15 protein-coding genes are annotated in these 18,490 nt (G+C 72.3%); 5 read left to right on the top strand and 10 right to left on the bottom strand.

Annotation, left to right across the window (positions count from 1 at the left end; genetic code table 11):
• The first annotated feature begins 132 nt into the window (after positions 1–132).
• From OHA58_RS07420 to OHA58_RS07440, 5 genes are all read left to right on the top strand, one after another.
• Positions 133–957, top strand: a complete 825-nt coding sequence (locus tag OHA58_RS07420) for a polyphosphate kinase 2 family protein (RefSeq protein ID WP_405484845.1) — start codon at positions 133–135, stop codon at positions 955–957.
• 149 nt (positions 958–1,106) lie between these two features.
• Positions 1,107–1,970, top strand: coding sequence for an ABC transporter substrate-binding protein (locus OHA58_RS07425; RefSeq protein WP_405477587.1), 864 nt, complete (start codon positions 1,107–1,109; stop codon positions 1,968–1,970).
• Positions 1,971–2,070: 100 nt separating this feature from the next.
• The gene (locus tag OHA58_RS07430) at positions 2,071–2,973 is read left to right on the top strand and encodes a polysaccharide deacetylase family protein (RefSeq protein ID WP_405484847.1); all 903 of its coding nucleotides are present in this window, start codon (positions 2,071–2,073) and stop codon (positions 2,971–2,973) included.
• A complete protein-coding gene (locus tag OHA58_RS07435) occupies positions 2,966–3,160 on the top strand; it encodes a hypothetical protein (protein ID WP_405477589.1) in 195 nt (64 codons plus the stop codon). Before OHA58_RS07430 ends, OHA58_RS07435 begins: the two co-directional genes overlap by 8 nt.
• 111 nt (positions 3,161–3,271) lie before the next feature.
• Positions 3,272–3,994, top strand: coding sequence for an aminoacyl-tRNA hydrolase (locus OHA58_RS07440; protein ID WP_405484849.1), 723 nt, complete (start codon positions 3,272–3,274; stop codon positions 3,992–3,994).
• 74 nt (positions 3,995–4,068) lie between these two features.
• Here OHA58_RS07440 and OHA58_RS07445 read toward each other — a convergent pair whose 3' ends face one another.
• The 10 genes from OHA58_RS07445 to OHA58_RS07490 are packed head-to-tail and all read right to left on the bottom strand — an operon-like array spanning position 4,069 to position 18,486.
• Positions 4,069–4,962 carry a peptidoglycan-binding protein gene (locus OHA58_RS07445; protein WP_405477591.1) on the bottom strand — a complete coding sequence of 298 codons (894 nt, stop codon included), beginning with the start codon at positions 4,960–4,962 and terminating at the stop codon, positions 4,069–4,071.
• Positions 4,962–6,521: a DUF6519 domain-containing protein gene (locus OHA58_RS07450; protein WP_405477593.1), complete on the bottom strand. Its 1,560-nt coding sequence runs from the start codon at positions 6,519–6,521 to the stop codon at positions 4,962–4,964. The genes OHA58_RS07445 and OHA58_RS07450 overlap by 1 nt, the downstream gene beginning before the upstream one ends.
• A 54-nt stretch (positions 6,522–6,575) precedes the next feature.
• Positions 6,576–8,744 (bottom strand): hypothetical protein, encoded by a 2,169-nt coding sequence (locus tag OHA58_RS07455; protein ID WP_405477595.1) that lies wholly within the window; start codon positions 8,742–8,744, stop codon positions 6,576–6,578.
• Entirely contained in the window at positions 8,744–12,568 is a 3,825-nt protein-coding gene (locus OHA58_RS07460; protein WP_405477597.1) for a putative baseplate assembly protein, read from the bottom strand. The genes OHA58_RS07455 and OHA58_RS07460 overlap by 1 nt, the downstream gene beginning before the upstream one ends.
• Positions 12,555–15,689, bottom strand: coding sequence for a putative baseplate assembly protein (locus OHA58_RS07465; RefSeq protein WP_405477599.1), 3,135 nt, complete (start codon positions 15,687–15,689; stop codon positions 12,555–12,557). The genes OHA58_RS07460 and OHA58_RS07465 overlap by 14 nt, the downstream gene beginning before the upstream one ends.
• Positions 15,686–16,075: a GPW/gp25 family protein gene (locus OHA58_RS07470; RefSeq protein WP_405477600.1), complete on the bottom strand. Its 390-nt coding sequence runs from the start codon at positions 16,073–16,075 to the stop codon at positions 15,686–15,688. The genes OHA58_RS07465 and OHA58_RS07470 overlap by 4 nt, the downstream gene beginning before the upstream one ends.
• Positions 16,072–16,407, bottom strand: coding sequence for a hypothetical protein (locus OHA58_RS07475; RefSeq protein WP_405477602.1), 336 nt, complete (start codon positions 16,405–16,407; stop codon positions 16,072–16,074). Before OHA58_RS07475 ends, OHA58_RS07470 begins: the two co-directional genes overlap by 4 nt.
• A 20-nt stretch (positions 16,408–16,427) precedes the next feature.
• Positions 16,428–16,964, bottom strand: a complete 537-nt coding sequence (locus OHA58_RS07480) for a phage baseplate assembly protein V (RefSeq protein ID WP_405477604.1) — start codon at positions 16,962–16,964, stop codon at positions 16,428–16,430.
• Between the two features lie 36 nt (positions 16,965–17,000).
• Positions 17,001–18,140: a hypothetical protein gene (locus OHA58_RS07485; protein WP_405477606.1), complete on the bottom strand. Its 1,140-nt coding sequence runs from the start codon at positions 18,138–18,140 to the stop codon at positions 17,001–17,003.
• The gene (locus OHA58_RS07490; RefSeq protein ID WP_405477608.1) at positions 18,133–18,486 is read right to left on the bottom strand and encodes a hypothetical protein; all 354 of its coding nucleotides are present in this window, start codon (positions 18,484–18,486) and stop codon (positions 18,133–18,135) included. The genes OHA58_RS07485 and OHA58_RS07490 overlap by 8 nt, the downstream gene beginning before the upstream one ends.
• Positions 18,487–18,490 lie beyond the last annotated feature (4 nt).

Here is an 18,490-nt window from a genome sequence, read left to right on the forward strand (position 1 = left end):
AAGGACACGAAGCGGAAGGGCAAGGGCGAGCCGGCCAAGAGCGCCGGGAAGTCCCGGGCCACGGCCGGACAGGCCCCCGGGAAGCCGTCCGGGAAGTCCTCCGGCGCGAAGTCGCCCGTCGCGCTTCGTGAGCTGCTGCGCATCCCCGCGGGCAAGCCCGTGGATCTCGCCTCCTACGACGCACGGGCGACGCCCGCGGGCCCCTCCGGCAAGGCCGCCGGCGTGGAGGCGACCGCCCGTATGGGTGAACGCCTCGCGGACCTCCAGGAGCGCCTGTGGGCCTCCGGCACGGCGGGCGACCGGCGCCGGATCCTGCTGATCCTCCAGGGCATGGACACCAGCGGCAAGGGCGGCACGGTCAAGCACGTCATCGGCCTGTTCAATCCCTCCGGCTGCCGCATCAAGGCCTTCAAGGCGCCCACCGCCGAGGAGCGCGGCCATCCGTTCCTGTGGCGCATCATGCGGGCGCTCCCCGAGCCCGGCGAGATCGGCATCTTCGACCGCTCGCAGTACGAGGACGTGCTCGCCGCCCGCGTCCGCGGCCTCGTCCCGCGCCGCCGACTGGGCGGCCGCTACGGCCAGATCAACCGCTTCGAGCAGTCGTTGGCCGAGGACGGCGTGACGGTCGTCAAGTGCTTCCTCCACATCTCGTACGAGGAACAGCGCGAGCGGCTCCTCGAACGGCTCGACAACCCGGACAAGCACTGGAAGTTCAGCATGGGCGACATCGAGGACCGCGCCCTGTGGCCCGCGTACCAGGAGGCGTACGAGATCGCGCTGGAGCGCTGCTCGACGGACGCCGTGCCCTGGCACGTGGTGCCGGCCGACCGCAAGTGGTACCGCAACTGGGCCGTCAGCAAGCTGCTCCTGGAACATCTGGAGGCGCTGGACCCGAAGTACCCGAAGGCGGACTTCGACGTGGCCGGGGCGAGGGAGCAGTTGCTCGCGCAGGGGTGAGGCAGGGTTCCGGCCCCACCGGCGCCGCCCACAACTGCGGCTGATTCACCGAGCGTGCCGATCCCGCCCCTTGGGCAGGGTCTTAGGGGTCCTGCCGGGCCCGTAGGGCCCTTCAGGACGTCGCCCCCTAGGGACAAGGACACGGACACATGGAACGTCACGCAGTCTGGGAGTTCACCGACGACCGCGGGCATGTGGCGGCCGCGGGGGACGTGCCGTTACGGGTGGTGGCCTACATACAGGCCGGCGCCACCCTGTGGGACCACGGGATACGGCCGGTGGGGATCTTCGGTTCGTTCCACGACGGGGACGCCGCCGACCCGGCCAAGGCGGGGACGCTGCCGCTCGGCGAGGTCCGCTACCTCGGCGCGGGCGCGGGGCTCGGCCTGGAGGCCGTGCTCGCGGCCGAGCCCGACCTCGTCGTCGCCGTCACCTACGGCGGCGGCCAGGTGTACGGCGTCGATCCCGACGTGGCGAAGCACCTGGAGGAGCACGTCCCGGTCGTCGTGGTCGACGTCGGGCAGGGCCGCTCGCTCACCGCGGTCAGGGAGCGCTTCGCCGGGCTGGCGCGCTCGCTCGGGGCGCGGGACCGGGCCGGGACCGAACTGGAGCGCGCCATGCGGGAGTTGGAGCAGGCCGCGCAGGACAATCCGGGGCGGGTACTGGCCCTGTCACCGGGTGGTCCGGACAGTGTGCATCTGGCCCGCCCCGCCAAGTGGCCCGACCTGAGCGCGCTGACGGCCCTCGGCGTACGCACCGTCGAACCGCCGCAGGGGCCGGGCGCCAACTGGAACACGGCCGGGTGGGCACAGGCCGCCGCGCTCACGCCCGACATCGTGCTCGTCGACTCCCGCGCGAACGCGGCCGCGCGCGAGGGGTACGCGGCGGACCCGCACTGGCGGCAGGTCGCGGCCGGGGCACGCCTGCTCCCCTGGAACCCCGAACTCCCGGCGAGCGAGTCCGCCCACGCACGGTTCTTCGACCAGGTGACCGGGGCGCTGCGGGACACCTGAGCCCCGCAGCCCCGCCCTTCGCCCACCTGGCCCGACGGCGCTCCGCACACGCGACATGATGCGCAATTAATCCCATTAGTACGTTTATTGTCGCCGCGTGATGACCTATGTACGGAGATTTGCACTGGTCTGCGCCCTGGGCGCGCTGGGAGTCGGAGCTGCCGCGTGCAGTGGGGGCGGCGGATCCGCCGGGCACCCGGGGCGAGGGGTGGTGAGCGCGAGCACCTCCGCGTCCGCCGCGCCCTCGCGCCCGCCCACACTCGCACCGGGCCCCGCCGGTCTCACCCCCGTGTTCAAGAGCGCACCCCACCCTCGGGACCGCACCGTCGCCCTCACCTTCGACGCCGACATGACCGCCGACGAGGGCCCCCGCGCCGCGGCCGGTGAGCACTTCGACAACCCGGCCCTGATCGCGACCCTGCGCCGGCTGAAGGTCCCCGCGACGGTGTTCATGACGGGGCGGTGGGCCGAGGAGTACCCGGCCGAGGCGAAGTCGATCGGGAGCGATCCGCTCTTCGAGGTCGCCAACCACTCGTACAGCCACTACGCCTTCACCGGTCAGTGCTACGGCCTGCCCACCATGCCGCCCGCGCAGATGCGGTCGGACGTGGAGCGCGCCTTCACCGCGTTCCGCAGGGCCGGGGTGAAGCGCACAGTGCCGTACTTCCGCTTCCCGGGCGGGTGTTACGACAAGGAGGTGCTCCGGAAGCTGACCCCGGCGGGCGTCACGGCCGTGCAGTGGGACGTGGTGAGCGGTGACGCGTTCGCGACGGACTCGGACGCGGTGGCGCAGCAGGTGCTCGACGGGGTGCGGCCCGGTTCGGTCGTCGTCATGCACTGCACCCGCAGCGCGGCGCCCGCCACGGAAGCCGCGGTGCGCGCCGTCGTGCCGAAGCTGCGGGAGCGCGGGTACCGGTTCGTGCGGGTGTCGGAGCTGATCAGGTCGGCGGCCGAGCACCAGGGCCCTGTCGGGGGACCGGACTACGGTGGGAGTCATGGCTGACTACTGCGACGGGCCGGGTCCGCGTACGGACCCCGACGCATCCGAACCGGCCGGCGCGCCCACGGAACCGTTCGCCGAGTGCGTGCTGTGCCGCAAGCCCACCGAGTACCCGGAGTCCCGCAAGGGCGTGACGCTGTGCCCCGTGTGCGCATGGCAGGAGGCACAGCGCACGTCCTGCTCGGGGTGACCGCGGCTGTCGCACGACGCCGCGAAGAACCGATCTTCCGCCTGGCAGACTGGTCCGGTGAGCAGTGACGACCAGACCCTCCAGAACGACGCCGCCGGCGCCTCCGCCGGTGTGCCGCAGGACAGCCCCTTCCGGTCCGAGCGGACCGTACGCGACGAGGCTCAGCAGTTCGTGCTGCCTCTCGTGGTGCGTATCGAGCGGGCCGCTCCCCCGGCCCGCACCGACGCCCTGGAGACGGCGGCCCGCGCCGTCCTCGTGATCCTCTCCGATCCGCGCGCGACCGGCGACGGCGAGTGGGCGCAGGTCATGCGCGACTGGCAGGACGCCCGGATCCGCAAGGTGGTGCGGCGGGCGCGCGGCGCCGAGTGGCGCAGGGCGGAGGCGCTCGACGGCATCACGGTGACGGGGAAGTCGGCCGAGGTACGGGTGTTCCCGCCGGTCCCGCTCGACGGCTGGCCCAAGGATCTGGCCCGGCTCCAGGTGTCGGGAACGGAGCTGGACGACCCGGAGCCCCTGGCGGACCCGGACCTCACGGCACCCGTCCTGTGGCTGAGCCCCGACCTCGACATGACGGCGGGCAAGTCGATGGCCCAGGCGGGCCACGGCGCGCAGCTGGCCTGGTGGGAACTGACGGACGAGCAGCGCGCACAGTGGCGCGACGCCGGTTTCCCGCTTTCCGTACGCACCGCGGACGCGGACCGCTGGGCCGAGCTGACCACGAGCGGCCTGCCGGTGGTCCGGGACGCCGGATTCACGGAGATCGCCCCCGGGAACACTGTGGTGGCCGAAGGGGGCAGTCACTTCTGTCCTCTCCCGCGCGCACGACGTCCGTAGGCGGGCTGCTCCGCGTCGGCGTCCGGGGCAGCCCGCCCGCCGACCCGGCGTAGGCGGGCAGGCCGGTCAGGTTCTCAGGTCGCCGGGACTTTCAGCTTGTCCCAGCTGGTCTTGCCCGGAATGCCGTCCGCGTCCTTGCCCTTGAAGCCGAGCTTCTGCTGCCAGGCCTTGTAGGACTTGCGGTCGGCGTCGGTCCACTCGGGGCTGGGCCCCTCCTCGTAGTGGTCGCAGCCCTCGGCGACCAGGCGGCGGCCCATGGCCGTGATGAGCGCGGACTTCTGGCCGTTGTGGAAGAAGCCGCTGCCCGGAAACGGGGCGTGCGACGGCTTGGACGGCGTGGGCTTCGGGTCGGGCTCGGGGCCGGAACCCTGGGACTTCCCGGCGAGCCGGTCGGCGATCCGCTTGCGCATGCCGTCCATCGTGAAGCCGCGCGGGTCCTGCTTGCCCGGCTGCCACTCCTTGTGGCCGATGACCGACCGCTCGCTCCAGCCGTAGTGACGGCAGATCGCGGCGGACACCTTCTCGATGGCCTCCTTCTGCGCCTCGGGCCAGGGGTCCTTGCCGTCACCGAGGTTGATGCACTCGAAGCCGTAGAAGTGCCGGTTGCCGTCGGTGTCGGCCTCGTTGTCGTGCGGCAGCCTCGACTCGTTGACCACGGCGCGCAGGACGTCGCTGTCGCCCAACCCCGCATGATTGGCACGGCCGTTGCCGACGAGGTGGATCTCGCCCTTCTTGTCGATGACGCCGTGGCACAGCGGCCCCGGCAGGCCCGAGTAGCCGTTGTAGCAGATGTTCACGGAGGCGTCCGTGCCCGAGGTGACGGTGTGGTGGATCATCACGCCGTTCACCGGGCCCCAGGGACCCTTCGTATTGCGGTTGTGCGTACGCCAGTTACGCACCTCGTGGACCGTCAGGCCCTCCTTACGCAGGATCTCCACCAGCTTGGACGCGCTCAGAGGTGTGGCCATCACTCGTCTCCTTCCACGGCGGACTCCGCTTCTGCGGTGGTCTGCGACCTCCCGTGCGAGGGGCCCTCGGCCGCGAGTTCCTCACGGTGTGCCTGTTCCTCCGCCGCAAGGGCCGCCTCGTCCGCGGCCGGGATGCTGATCGCGAGCGGGCCGAAGGCGAGGCGCAGGTCGACGGCGCTCTCCTCGCCCTTGACCAGGGCCAGCGGGGCGAAGTGGCGGGCGATACCGGCGGGCCCCTGGAGCAGCGGGCGGCGCGCCGGGTCCGTCGGCCATTCGACGCTGCCGGTGGCGGTGCGGGCGGGGACGAGCCAGTGGTCGCCGGTCCGGTAGGTGCCGTCCTTGGCGAAGTACACCTCGACACCGTCCTCCAGGGGCAGCCACTCCCCCTCCTCGACGGGGACGGCGCCGCCCTTCAGGGCTGCGGTACGGCCCTTGCGCTTCGGGCCCTCACGGTGGTCCCAGCGGCGCACGAACGGGTGCAGGTGGGAAAGCCGGCCGACGCCCGGCTCGGGCTCGGCGGACAGGCGGACCCGGCGGCCCGGCAGGTCGAGCTCCTCGACGCGCAGCAGGGGCAGGGCTTCCAGGCGGGAGGCGTAGGCGGTGTCCGTGAACTCGACGAAGTCGCCGACGTCCAGGTCGAGCTTGTCGTCGTGACCGAGGGACGCCAGCTGCACCCAGGTGCCGTCGAGTGCGTCGACCGGGAAGACGACCGAGCCGTTCTCGCGGGACCACTTGAAGGTGGCGTCCTTCGCCTCGCCGCCGGCATGGACCTCGACCCGGTAGAGCTGGTTCTCCGGACCGCGGTAGCGGGCGTCGGGCCTGACCAGGCACGGGACCTCGTCGGCGTGGTCGGGCCGCTCGCTGCGGGCGGCCAGCCGGGCGGTGGCCGCCGCCTGGCGCTGCGCCCACTTGTCGAAGGCCGCGCGGACGACCTCCTTCGACGGGTCGGCGTCCTCGATCGCCAGCGCCGCGAGGGACAGCGGCAGCACCTGCCAGACCACCTTGACGCGGGCCGCGGTGTCCGGCATCGCCGCGCCGAGGGCGACCTCGCGCAGCGCCGGGTCCTCGGCGGCGTTCACCGACCGCTCCCACACGTTCAGGTAGACCACGAACGGCGACTGCGCGGGCGAGGGCAGCCGGTCGCCGGGCTTCTCCGGGTCGCGGAAGGCGTCGGGCTGGTCCCAGTAGGTCCAGTAGGAAGGCTGGGTGGCCGTGTCCTCCGCATCCTCGGCGTCTTCGGCGTCCTCGTCCGGCACGGGCGTGCCGGGCGCCGGGCGGTCCGCGTCGAGCAGGATGCCGTCGACGTAGTAACGGCCGCCGTGGATGTAGAGGGTGTCGATGTCGTGCTTGCCGCCCACGTACTCGATGCGGAAGCCCGCCGCGTCGCGCGGACCGCCGTAGCGGCCGATCAGGTCCGCGGCGAGGGTGCGGGCCTGGTGGAGCTGGATCGCGGTCTGCTCGTTGGCGTCGGCGTCGAGCTGGACGCGGCCCTGCTGGGCGACGACCGCGGAGTAGTGCCGCTCCGGGTGGAAGGTGAGACGGGAGAGATCAGCGTGCATGAAGGGGGTCCCCCTGGTTCAGGAAAGTGCGGGTGGGTCGTACGGCGGCACTGCTCAGGTCACGAAGAAGATTCCGGCGTCCGTGCCCGCGGGCGTGTACTGCGCGAGCCGTGCGCGCAGACCGTCCTCGCGCTGCGGCCGGTACAGGTCGTGGAAGGCGCCCATCTCGGCGCCGTCGTCCGCGCCGCGCCGGAGCTCCTCGGGGCAGCTGTCGGCCAACTGCCCGTACCAGGGCGTCCCGTAGCGCACGGCGGCGAACAGCGGCTGTACGCCGGGGGTGAGATCGGGCTGGCAGCGGTGCCGTCGTGGCGTGCGCGAGCCGGTGGGGACGTACGAGTACCGCAGGCAGCCGATGCCGCGCCGGGCCACCTGCAGCCTGCCCGTGAAGACCGAGTTCTCGGCGATCTCCACCGCGTGCGTGTGGACTTCGCCGATGACGGTCGTGCGGTGCGCGTGCAGCACGGCGTGGGCGAGGCGGCAGTCCGGGGCGGACAGAGCCTCGCGGTCGTGGCCGGTGGCGTCGAGGATGCTGTCGCGGAGGTGGATGTCGAGGGGGTCCTCGCCGACCTCGTCGCCGATGACCTCGATGGTGCCGAGGATGCTGTGCTCGATCTGGAGGCAGGCGGTGGTGCGGTCCAGGACGATGCTGGGCTCGTCGGGCGAGTGCGGCTCGCACTCGGGCTCCAGTGACCAGCCGGGTACGAGGGTGGTGTGCCGTAGGACGACGGCTCCCATCGGTCCGGTGACGTTGATGCCGCGCCCGGCCACCAGCAGCCCGTCGAGGACGATGCGCGGCCGCTCGTGCGGGGCGCAGTCGTCCGCCACGGCACGGATGTTGAGGGCGTCGGGCCGGTTGCTGTACCAGTCGAGCAGGCGCATCACCGGCCGCGTGCCCTCGGCCGCCCGGAGCTCCAGCCGGTCGCCGGGGTCGAGGTCGAAGTCCAGCTGCTCCTGGTAGGCGCCGCTGTGCGTGATCTCGATGATGCCGTCGGGGCCGGTGCGGTCCGCACGGCGGTCGTGCTGCCAGGCCCGGTACGCGTCCATGATCTGCCGGTACGGCTGTCCGGGGCCGACCCGGTAGAAGGCGGCGTCGGGCCGGTCCACGCGGTCGGGCCGCTCGTACTCGCCGCCGCCCATGTCGGCGCCGGACGCGTAGTGGTAGTCCACCCACACGCCCTGCCGGGGCGCCGAGCGCGCACCGAACGCGATCCGCCCGAGCTCCGGGTCGACGGCGACCTGACCGCGCTTCGGCCGGTAGCGCCAGTCGGACAGGTCGGCGACCACGATGTCCGACGGCGGTACGGGCTTGTCCTCGCCGTCGCGCCGGATGACGAAGCTCTTGCCGGGGCCGTAGTAGTCGAGGAGGCGGTCGTGGAGCAGGCGGCGGGTGATGAACGCGGGGACGTTGTCGACGGTGGCGATGTGGGTCGGCGACGGCTCCGGGACCGGCTCGGTGACCAGAGGGCTGTCATGGCCGAGGATCGAGAACGTGTAGAGGTTGCGAGCGCGGTCGATGCAGTACGCCGGAGAGGACGTCAGCGAGTACGCCTTGAGCCGCCAGACGAAGAGGCCGACTCCCGCCGGGGTCCAACCACCCTGTTTCCGAGGCGAGTCGGCGCGGCGGATGTCGACGGTGCGGGCAGTGCTGTCGAAGGGGCCGCCGGCGAGCGCGAGCGCCGAGCCGTCCCGGAGGTCGAGGAGACGACCCCTCTGTGCGGCCGTGTCCCGGTACAGCTTCACCGACTGGTGGTGAGCGACCAGCCGCGACAGCTCTACGGCCCGCGCGGGCCAGCCCGCGACCTGCTCGGAGATCTCCTCCAGCAGGTGCAGCGTCCCCTTGCGGCGGCGGGCCGCGACCGTGGCCGCCACGTCCGCGCGCGGCGCGACGGCCTCGGCCAGCGCGGCACGCCCGCCCTCGTGCAGGCCCGCGGTGAGGACGCGTTCGTAGCCCGGCAGGGTGCGGTATCCGACCAGGTCGCCGAGGTACGGCAGCACCCAGGGGGCCGCCGTCTCCACGAACAGGTCCTCGTAGCCCTGCTCGACGCCGTCGCGGACCCGGTCGAGCTGCTCGGCGATGACCGCCAGCAGCGCGCGCAGCGGCTCGCCCTCCTCGGCGTCGCGCAGGAGGTGCCAGCGGGGCAGCAGGGCGGCGAGGCCGTCGGGTTCCCGGTTCGTGGTGAGGGCTGCCGAGTCGAACTGGACATCCGCTGAATGCGCGGCCATCACTTGACCTCCGTCAGAATCAGGGTGTCCGCGGCTCGCGGGGACAGCAGGGCGAGCTGGGCGGGGCGGATGCCGCGGAAGACGAACACCGACCGGCCCTTCGCCAGGCGCCGGGTGTCGGTGATGTCGGGGTTGAGGCGCAGGAGTTCGGCGAGCGGAATGCCGTGGCGCGCGCAGACCGCCGACAGGGTCTCGCCGTCGGCGTCACGGACGGTGTGGATCTTCTCGTCGTACGTCGCCTCGTGCGCGGGAACGCTCGACCGCGGTGCGCCGGGGTCGGTGAGCAGCTCGGCGAGCTCTTCCGGGGTGGCGGACGCGGGGACGCCGTTGAAGACGTCGACGTCGACGTAATCGACACCCGGCACGGTGTGGGCCGCCGCGAGGAGGTCGGAGAGCCGGGCCGGCTGCCCCAACTCCCTCCCCTCGTAGCCGAGTCGGCGCAGCAACACCTGCCGCAGCCGCGGTTCGACGAATTCCCAGGCGTGGTCCGGTGCGACCTTCACCCTGGCGGCGACGAGCAGCAGGACCAGCTCGCGTACGTCCACACGGACGGGCAGGTTGGCGTCGCCGTACGCGGTGAGCGCCCCGCGCAGGGCGCGCAGGGTGGCTGATTCCCGACCGTCTCCGTCCAGGGGCACGTCGTCGGTGCCCGCGACCGTCACGTGCAGCACGCGCCGCCGCCCGTCGAAGAGTTCGCGTGCCGCGGCCCGGCCGATGCCTGCCCGGGAGCGGGCGAAGTCCTCGTAGTCGGCCGCCGAGACGAGCCGGTCGAGGGCGGAGACGGCCAGCGGGATCGTCCTGCGGGTCAGGCCCGGACCGTCCGCGTCGGCGCCGCCCGTCGCCGGACGGGGGTTCGTGACGGCGGTGACGCCGAGCGGACGGGTGAGGGGCTGGGTGAGGCGGTCGGCAGGAACGTTGGCGGCCTTGCCGGTGCCGAAGCGGTAGCGGGCGTGGACGTTCTCGTGACCGCTGGGCAGCCGGGCCCCGTGCACGCCGTCGCCGAAGGTGACCGTCGTCCGGCCGTCGGAGGCGGTGCCGGTGATGTAGATCCGCTCGCGCGGGCCGCGTCCGGCAAGGCTGTCGACCTCGTGCCACAGGACGCCGTCGACCCGGATCTCCAGCACCGGTGTGGCGCCGAGGGGGTTGTCGTCGGCAAGCCAGGTGAGCGGCGACTGCCAGAGGGCAAACGTCTGGTTGACGCGGTCCGAGTCGCCGCTCCCGATGGCCTCCTCCCGGCTCTCGCCGTGGGTGGCCTCGACGACGTTTCCGAGGATGCGGACCGTCTCGCGGCGGTAGCGGTGGGCGAGGTCGGTGGTCAGGGTGAGGCGGGTGTGGACGCGGTCCCCCGGCAGGTGCGCGTCCACGGTCGCGTCGGCGGCGGCGATCGTGACGACCTCGGTGGCGGTGACGCCGACCGTCCCGGGGATGTCGCTGCGCTCGCCGGTCACGATGAGCGTGCGCCCGGCGCCCAACCCGTCGTACAGCTCGGCGAGTTCGATCCCGTTGCCGTGGACCTCCTCGCCGAGCGGCTCGTCGGCCAGGCGCAGCGGCGCGCCCGCCGCGTGCACGGTGGTGTCGCGGATGTGCGACAGCAGGACGTCGAACTCGTCCAGCCAGGGGTCGGCAAGGGTGAGTTCGGTGCCGCGGCCGGTGATCCCGTAGTTGGTGTACGCCGCCGTACGCACGGCCACGACCTGGGTGGTGACGAACGCGAGCTCGGCGTCGCCGGGTATGCCGTCCTCGGCGCCCTTGGCGGGGCGCTGGATCGCGACCCAGCTGCCGACCGTGATGCCGGTGTGCACGGTGTCGAGCTGCAGCACGCGCCGGTTGACGGGCGCGGGCTTGCCCGCGATGACGATCTCGACCTTGGGCTCGCTGCTGCCCACTCCGTAGCGCAGGCTCACCTCGTACTCACCGTGGGTGAACTGTTTGGTGGCGCCCGGGCGCAGGGAGATCTCCTGCGTGGTGCCGTTGTTGATGCCGACGTGGATCAGGCCGTCCTCGTCCGGACGGGACACGAACAGGGTGCATTCGGGCAGACCGTCGCGAAGGCGCGCGGTGACGCCCGGCTCCTGGGAGTCGGCGGGCCGGCGGACCAGCCAGCTCAGGTCGCGGTCCTGGGCGGAGCGCGTCGACAGGTCGACCTGGCCGGGGCCCAGCGCGAAGGTGATCTGCCCGGTGACGGGCAGCGGCACTGCCCGCTGGTCGGAGCCGTTGCCCTCGACGTACTGGAACTCCGCCCGGATCGGCGCCTTGCCCGCGGTGTCGTGGACGACGCGCAGGCTGGTCAGCACGGCCCCGGTGAGCGGCCAGTCCGCGCTGCGGATGACCCGGCCCTTGTCGTCCTGGACGGGCTTGAGCGGGGCCGTGGCGCCGAAGGGCGCCGCGGTGACGCGCATCGCGAGCAGGTCGCGCAGGAGCTGCGCGCTGCCGGGGGCGGCGGCCTTGCGCCAGGCGGGGTAGAGGCCGCGGAGGCCGGGGTTGAGCGCCGCCAGGACAGCGGCGGGGTCGGTACTGGGACGTGGCGCACCGGTCTCCGGGGCCGGCCCGGCGCCGCGCAAGGCAGGAAGTACGGCAGACAGCGCCTTGAAGGCAGCGGTGCGCGGATCGCCCCTAAGGGGCGCGGGCCGTGTCGACGTGCGGCTCCGCCGCGTGGGCGCGACCAGCCCAGACGGCGCCGCAGACAGAAGACCACCCTTCGCAGCACTCTCATCAGTCTGAGCCGGCGCCAATTCAAGTGCCCGCTCGGCAAGTTCGGCCAACACGGCCTGCAACTGCTCGAACCATCCCGCCACGTCCTCCCACGGAGTGGCGAGCACCTGCGCCTCACCGAGCCGGGCAACAGGCTCCGCCAGGCCGGCAGCGAGGCCCTCGGGTGTCTTCACGCCGTCCAGAGCCGTCCGCAGAGGACCCAGCACCTGGTCCTCGAAGTCCTCGATCAACCGGCTCACCGGCCGCGGGTTCGGGACCTCCGGCGTAGGCGGCTCCTCCCCCGGCTCACCGGGCGCCGCGGGTTCGGCGGTCCACCGCCGCACCTCGTCGACCAGCTCCTTCAGCGTGGGCGGTGCCGACTTCTGCAGGGAGATCGCCGTGATGTCGTCGTCCCGGTCGACGCGTACGCCTGCGACAGGCATCAACTTGCGTTCCCCGCTCGCCTGTTCGCCGAAGACGAAGAGCAACTGGTCGCCGGTCTGCAGGGAGTTCGCGGTGCCCTCGACGAAGAGCTCGGAGCGGCGCTCCAGATCCTCCGGGGTGACCAGGGACGGCCGGCGCCTGCGCACCTTCAGCTCGTTCCAGTCCCAGCGGGCCGTGAGGTCCCGGCTGGTCTCGAAGGTCACGGACTCCTCGTCGGCGGAGGCGGGCACGCCGTGGGTGCGCGCGCCGCGCGGGATCAGCACGGGCAACGCCTCGGCACGCGGGTCGCGTTCGAGGGTGTACGCGAGGTGGGTGGTCGCGGCGACGCCCGGCCGCGGGCGGTGGCCGACGAGCCGGCCCAGCAGGACCAGCGACCGGTGCTCGCCCGCCGTGCGGAGGTAGGCCTCGTCGGCGATCCGCTCCGAGTGGAACGTGAGCAGGTCGCCGAGGACGGCGGTGGCGTCGAAGAGGCCGATCGCCGGGTCGTCGGGGGTACGGACGGTCAGGCCACCGAGCGCCGGGTACGCCGGTGAGGCGAGCCGGTCGAGCAGGGCGGCCAGGAACGAGCCGTACTCGCCGACGCGGTAGTCGAGGGCGGTGCGGCCGGGCGGGTTGTGCAGCGGGGCGGGCGCGAGACGCTCGTCGTGGCCGCCGCGGCAGCCGCAGGCGCACTCTTCAGAGGCGGTCATCGGGGGCACCTCCCAGGGATATCGCCAGGTGGCCGTTCTCCGGCCGGTCCGGGTCGTTGTCGCACGTGGCGATCTCCAGCGGGCCGAGCCGCAGCACGCCGTCCTCCTTCTCTCCTCGGTCCTGCTCGAACAGCCGCCGCAGACGGTCGACTTGGACGTTCCGCACGCCCGGCACGGCCGCCGCGACGGCGACCAGACGGCTCAGGCGGACGGGTTCACCGAAGGTCAGCGCGTCCGGGTGGAAGAACCCGAGCCGTCCGCCCGGGAGGCGGCCGCTGCCGAGGACTCGGTACAGCTCGGCCAGCACCTGCCCCTGCTGATGGCCGGGCGCGGCGCACACGCTCAGCGCGATATCGAGCGGCACCAGGCGGGCGGGGCCGACCACGAGGTCGTGGCCGATGCGCCGGTACGCCTCCAAGGACTGCTCGACCCGGGCGAGCAGCTCGGCCGGCGGCTGTGCGCTGCCGTACGCGTCGATCGCGACGTGGGCCTCCTGGACGCTGCCGGTCCAGCGGATCTCCGCCGCGGCCCGCTGCACACCCGGCAGGGCGCAGGCGAGGTCCGCGTAGTCCTCGGCGGTGACCGCGCGCAGGCGGGTGCGGCGCAGGTCGAGCGGGGCCAACTGGCGTGCCTGTTCGACGGGTTCGGGCTCGACCCCGCCGGTGGCGGGCAGCGGGTTGCGGACCACGGTGGCCCGCGGCTGTTCACAGTCGCTCTGGATGACCAGGTGGTTGATGGCCTCCGCGCCGACGTTGCCCGCGATGCCGCCGCCGAGCCGGTAGTGCAGGGCGAGCCGGCTGCCCGGCGTCGGCCTGGCGCCGTGCCTGCCGTCGCCGAAGCGCAGGGCGACGCGGCCGTCGTCCTCCAGCTCCCCGACGAAGTGCCGGTCGCGGGGCCCGCTGTGGAGCAGGTCGCGCCGGGGCACCCAGGTCAGATCGCCGTCCTCGACGTGTACGGCGGGCAGCGCCCTGCGCGGGTCCTGGCCGAGCGCGGCGGCCGCGGACCCCCGCAGCACGGGCTCGTCGGGGTGCAGTCCTGCCGCGTACGCCGGGCCCCAGCTGTGCGCGATCTCCCAGGCGATGTGCCCGTCGAGGACCGCGCCCGCACGGGCCCGGGACGCGAGGATCTCCGCGCGGCGCAACTTCGCGTCGAGCAACTCGTCGTTCCTGTGGAGGAGTTCGCGCAGGGCGCGGACGGGATGCGTACGGAGTTCGAGCCGCTCCAGGACCTTCAGGCCGTAGATCACGGCGAGTTCTTCGACCTCCTCGTCCCCGAGCCCGTCGCGGTCGCGGGCGCTGCGCCACAGCTCGACGAGCCGCTGTCGCACCCGCCCCGCGATCGCGGCGATCCGCTCGGCCTGCCCGGCGGCCACGACCTGCGCGTCCGGGAACGGCACCGCCTGTACGACCGGGGAACGGCCGAGTACGGGGCGGAAGCGGGGCGCGATGCCCGGGTAGACGGATTGCGCGAGCAGGGTGCGCAGGGCAGCCGTCTGGGCATACGCCGTGCCGGGCACCACACGCTCGTGCCGCTGCCCGGCGCGCTCCAGACCGAGTCCGGCGCGGACGGTCGCCGCCTCACCCACCACCTCGAACAGCTCGCGGATGTCGTCGGGTACGAGTGCCTGCCCGTTCTCCGCCCGGTCCGTGAGGGAGTTGATGAGCCGGGCCGGCGCGTTGCCCTCGTTCCGGTCGCCGCAGCCGAAGGCGGGAGGGTCGCAGGGCGCGACGACGGCCGGACCGGGCGGCACGGTGGCCGTCTGCGGGAGTCCGGTGAGGGTTCGGCCGTGGTCGACGAGGACGACGTTGCCGCGGGCCAGGCTCACGTCCTCGACGGGCAGGCAGTCGCGGCCGCCGCGCGTGGTGAGGCAGAGGGGGAAGCGCAGAGCGTCCTCGGCGGCCCAGGTGACCTCCAGGACCGGCTGGTCCTCGATGCGGTCGACGCCCGGGGTGACGGAGGTGAGGCGTACGGCCTGGCGGTGGCGGGGATCGGCGTCGCCGGGGGTGCCGGTGCGCGGGCCCTTCACCTCCTCCAGGACCAGCACGTCTCCAGGGCTGAGGGCGAGTCGGCGCTCCCGGCAGGTCTCCGGGTCGTTCCACTCGTCGCGCAGGGTGGCGGAGGTGGCGCCCGTGGGCAGGGTGCACACCTCACCGCCCCAGGTCCACAGGCGGATCCTGTTGTGCGCCACCTTCAGTTCCAACGGGTCGGCGGCGACGACCGGTTCGAAGACCTCCACCGAGCCGCGCTCGTCCAGGTCGCCGACGTCGCTCTCGTCGATCACCGTGCCCGGTTCGGGCCGGTCGTGCGGGTCGAGGGTGCGCACATCGACGGAGGCGAAGCGGAAAGTGCCCGGAGCGAGGGTGGTGTCACCGGCGGTCTGCACGGTGACATACGCCCGTGCGGTGCAGCCGTCGTTCATGGCGTAGTCGATGAGCCGGACGTGCCGCCGTACAGAGACCCGGCGGCGCGCGGTGTCCAGGTAGGCCTCGGTGGCCACCGCGTCCTGCTGGTAGCTGATCTGATCGCCGGTGTACGCGAGCAGCTCGACGAGCGTGACGCCCAGGTCGGCGGGGTTGCGCTCGACCCAGTCCGGGGTGGTGAGCGCGAGCCGGTCCAGGAGCAGCTTGCGGATGGTGTCGTAGTCGCGGGCCGTGTAGTCGACGACGGGCGCGGCAGGGAAGCCGGCCGGCTCCGGCTCGTCCTCCTTGCAGTCGAAGGGGGTCGGGCAGTCGGGCCGGAAGGAGAAGAACGCGCGGTGATAGCGCTGGTCGAAGCCCCGGAAGGGTTCCGTTCCCGGACGCCCGTACGGGTCGGTCTCGACGAGCGAGAACACGTACTCCGAGGTGTCTCCGGCCCGGTCGAGGGTGACGTAGAGCCGGTCGTCGAGCTCCGGGTCCTCCTCGCGCTCGATGCTGACGTCGACGGCTGTGATGTCGGTGAGTCCGGTGATCCGGCGGCCGCCGTCGATCCGGACGTTCTCCGGCCCGAGGCCGTGCGGCGCCTTGCCGAGGAACATGACGGTGAGCAGCAGCCCGTCGTCACTGACCTCGACGGAGTCAACTCCGTTGAGCTGAGCGGCCCTTACCTTGACGCGGCGGGAGGTGGTCGTACCCGTACTCATGCCGCCCTCCCTTCGAAGACGTCGTCCGTCCGGGCTCCGGTGGCCCGCAGGACGTACGACAGGTAGACGCGTACGACGTTCTCGTCGCTGACGACGTCCAGGGCCACCACGTCGATGAGGTCGCCGAGCCAGCGCTGCAGCGAGGCCTGCACGGACAGTTCGAGGGTGCTGACCAGCTCGGGGCTGTTGGGCGCGAAGACCAGGTCGAGGAGCCCGCAGCCGAAGTCGGGGCGCATGACGCGCTCGCCCGGGCTGGTGAACAGCAGTTGCTCGATCAGGTCGTGGACGTGCGCGGCGTGATCGGCATGCGCGGTGCGCCCGCGACGGTCGGCGCGGAAGGGAAACGCGATGTCGGTGCGCGGGTGTCGGCGCGTCTGGCGGCTCATCGGACGGTGACCTTTCGCTGTGCGGCCTGGACCACGGGCGGCCCCTGCGGCACTAAGGCCGCGCTGAAGCACTGGGCCGCTGAGGTGTCGAGCAGCACGGGGACGCCGGCGACGGTGACGCCGGTGCCGTCGGCGGTCCAGCGGACCGAGACGCACGGCGAGGGCACCCCGGCGACGGAGTGGGGGCAGCCGGTGACGACGTACGTGTGCGCGGCCGTGGCGACGGCGGCGCCCCCGATGCGTACGCCGCCGGAAGGTGTGGTGGCGGCGGTGACGCGGCCGCCGTGCAGGCAGCCGATCACGGCGCCGGCGTCGAGCAGACTCCCGGACAACTTCTCTTCTCCCCCGTGTCCTAGCGCTTGGATTGGATGGTCAACTGGCCTTGGTTGATGGTCACTTGATCGCCACGCAGCAGGATTTCGGCGCCTGCGCCGTTCGCGATGACCACGGTTTCCTTGGTGATGCGGATATACGCCCCGCCCTGGGCCTGGAGCAGAATCCCCTGCTCGGCACCGGCGGTGTCGTTCATGACAAACTTGTGCGCGGCCGGTGTCTGTACGACGACCGGCTTGCTGGGCGAGTTCGCCGCCAGCTCACGCCGCGCGTCGGGCGGCAGCTCCTCGGCGGCGCCGTACCAACACCCGGTCCACACAGGGAAACTGGGGTCTCCCTGCTCGAACTCCACCCACACCCCCGCCCCCGCCGGCGGCACCACGAACTGCCCGGCCTCGGGCCCGGTGAACGGCAGGCACGGAAGCGCCCAGGTGGACGCCTCGTCACCGAGGACGTCCGGGACCTCGACGGTGATACGGCCGATGCGCAGCGGATCGTTGTTGTCCACGACCCGCCCGCGGAACTTGCCGAGGTAGCGATCATTGGGTGCCGCCATGCTGAACTGCTCCTGATCGGTGAGGACTTACGGCACTTACGGCCGGACGTAGTCGCTGCGGGCTTCCAGGCCTTCCCTGGAGAGCGTGAAGTTCTGCTGGAAGGACCCCGGCCGCAGGTTGTGCGTGACCGACTTGACGTAGTAGTCGCCGTCGTACGCCCGCCCGGAGCCACGCACGCCCACCAGCTGGCGGGGCTGCAGGATGTACCCGTGCCGGTTGACGTCGAGCGACCCGGATCCGGAGATCACGTCGGCGGAAACTGCGGCACGGGCGAGAAGCTCGGCCTCGGCCTGCTCGCGCTGCTGCTTGGCGGTGCCGGAGAGGGTCTTGCGCTTGAGGGCCGGGGTGGGGCGCCGGCCCAGGGGCGGGCGCAAGGGGCTGATCGCCGGTTGCGGCAGGAGGGTGGACTGCCGGGTTCCCGGGTCCTGCCAGCGGGCCTGCGGTTCTTCCCGCGCGGTCCCGTCGTAGGCGAACGTCAACTGATCGACGGTCGTATTGGCGTCCATGTTGACGTTGAGGGCGTGCTGCCGGATGCCGAGCCGGACCTCGGGTCCCCAACGGGCGGAGGACTGGCCGGGGTTGGGCCCGGGGTCGAGATAGAAGGTATAGCCGTTGGCGCGGGCGAGATCGGTGACGTACTGGAGGTCGGTGCCGGTCTGGTAATGGACGCGAAGGTCCTGGTGCGGGGGCTGGGTGATCTTCTCGGCGTAGACGTCGGGCCGGATGCCGTAGTCGGAGTAGCGGCGCAGGATGTCGAGGACGCGCTCGGAGGGCGGGAGGTTGGGATATCGGGCGGTGCGCTCCTCGAGGTCCATCAGCAGCGTCAGGTCCTCGCCGGTGACGGTGAGGGTGGAGTGCCCGGGCTGATTGCTGGCGCCTACTTCCTGACGGACGATGAGCCCGTCGAAGAGAACATCGGGCGTTCCCCGGACACTGACGGTGACGATGAGCCGCGTCTTGGGATCGAAGAACCCCTCGGGCAGGAGCCGCTGGTTGATGACGCCGGTCTTGGTGAGATCGAAGGCCAGCTGGAACCCGCTGCGTTCGCCGGCGGTGGCGGTGATCTGGGCGGACAGCAGGGCCTCGGTGACCTCGGCGGGCACGGGGCGGGCGAGCTTCGGCCCCATGAGGAGCGTGATGTGGACGGGGCCCTGCCCGACAGGCTGTTCAGACACGCCGATGTCCCCCGGGCTCGGGAACGTCGATAACCCGCCCGGCCTCGTCCGTCAACTCCCTCGGATCGAGTACGGGATTGGCGTCGGCGATCCGCCACCACTGACCGGGGTCGCCGAAGAAGCGTTGGGCAAGCAGATCGGGTCGCTCGCCGCCGCCGACGACATGCTCCTGCGTCTCCCGCACGTCGAGAGGGGGCAGCAACCGGCGCTTGGCGTACCGCACTTCGGTCCCGTCGGGCAGCCGGTGGATGCCTATCTCGACGTCGTGGTACCGACTGCTCCGCGGATAGGGATGGGCCCCGGGTATCGCGCTCAGGGCACTCTCGTAAGACTCGATGTCAGCCATGACG

Source organism: Streptomyces sp. NBC_00009, assembly GCF_045040855.1.
GTDB lineage: Bacteria > Actinomycetota > Actinomycetes > Streptomycetales > Streptomycetaceae > Streptomyces > Streptomyces aureus.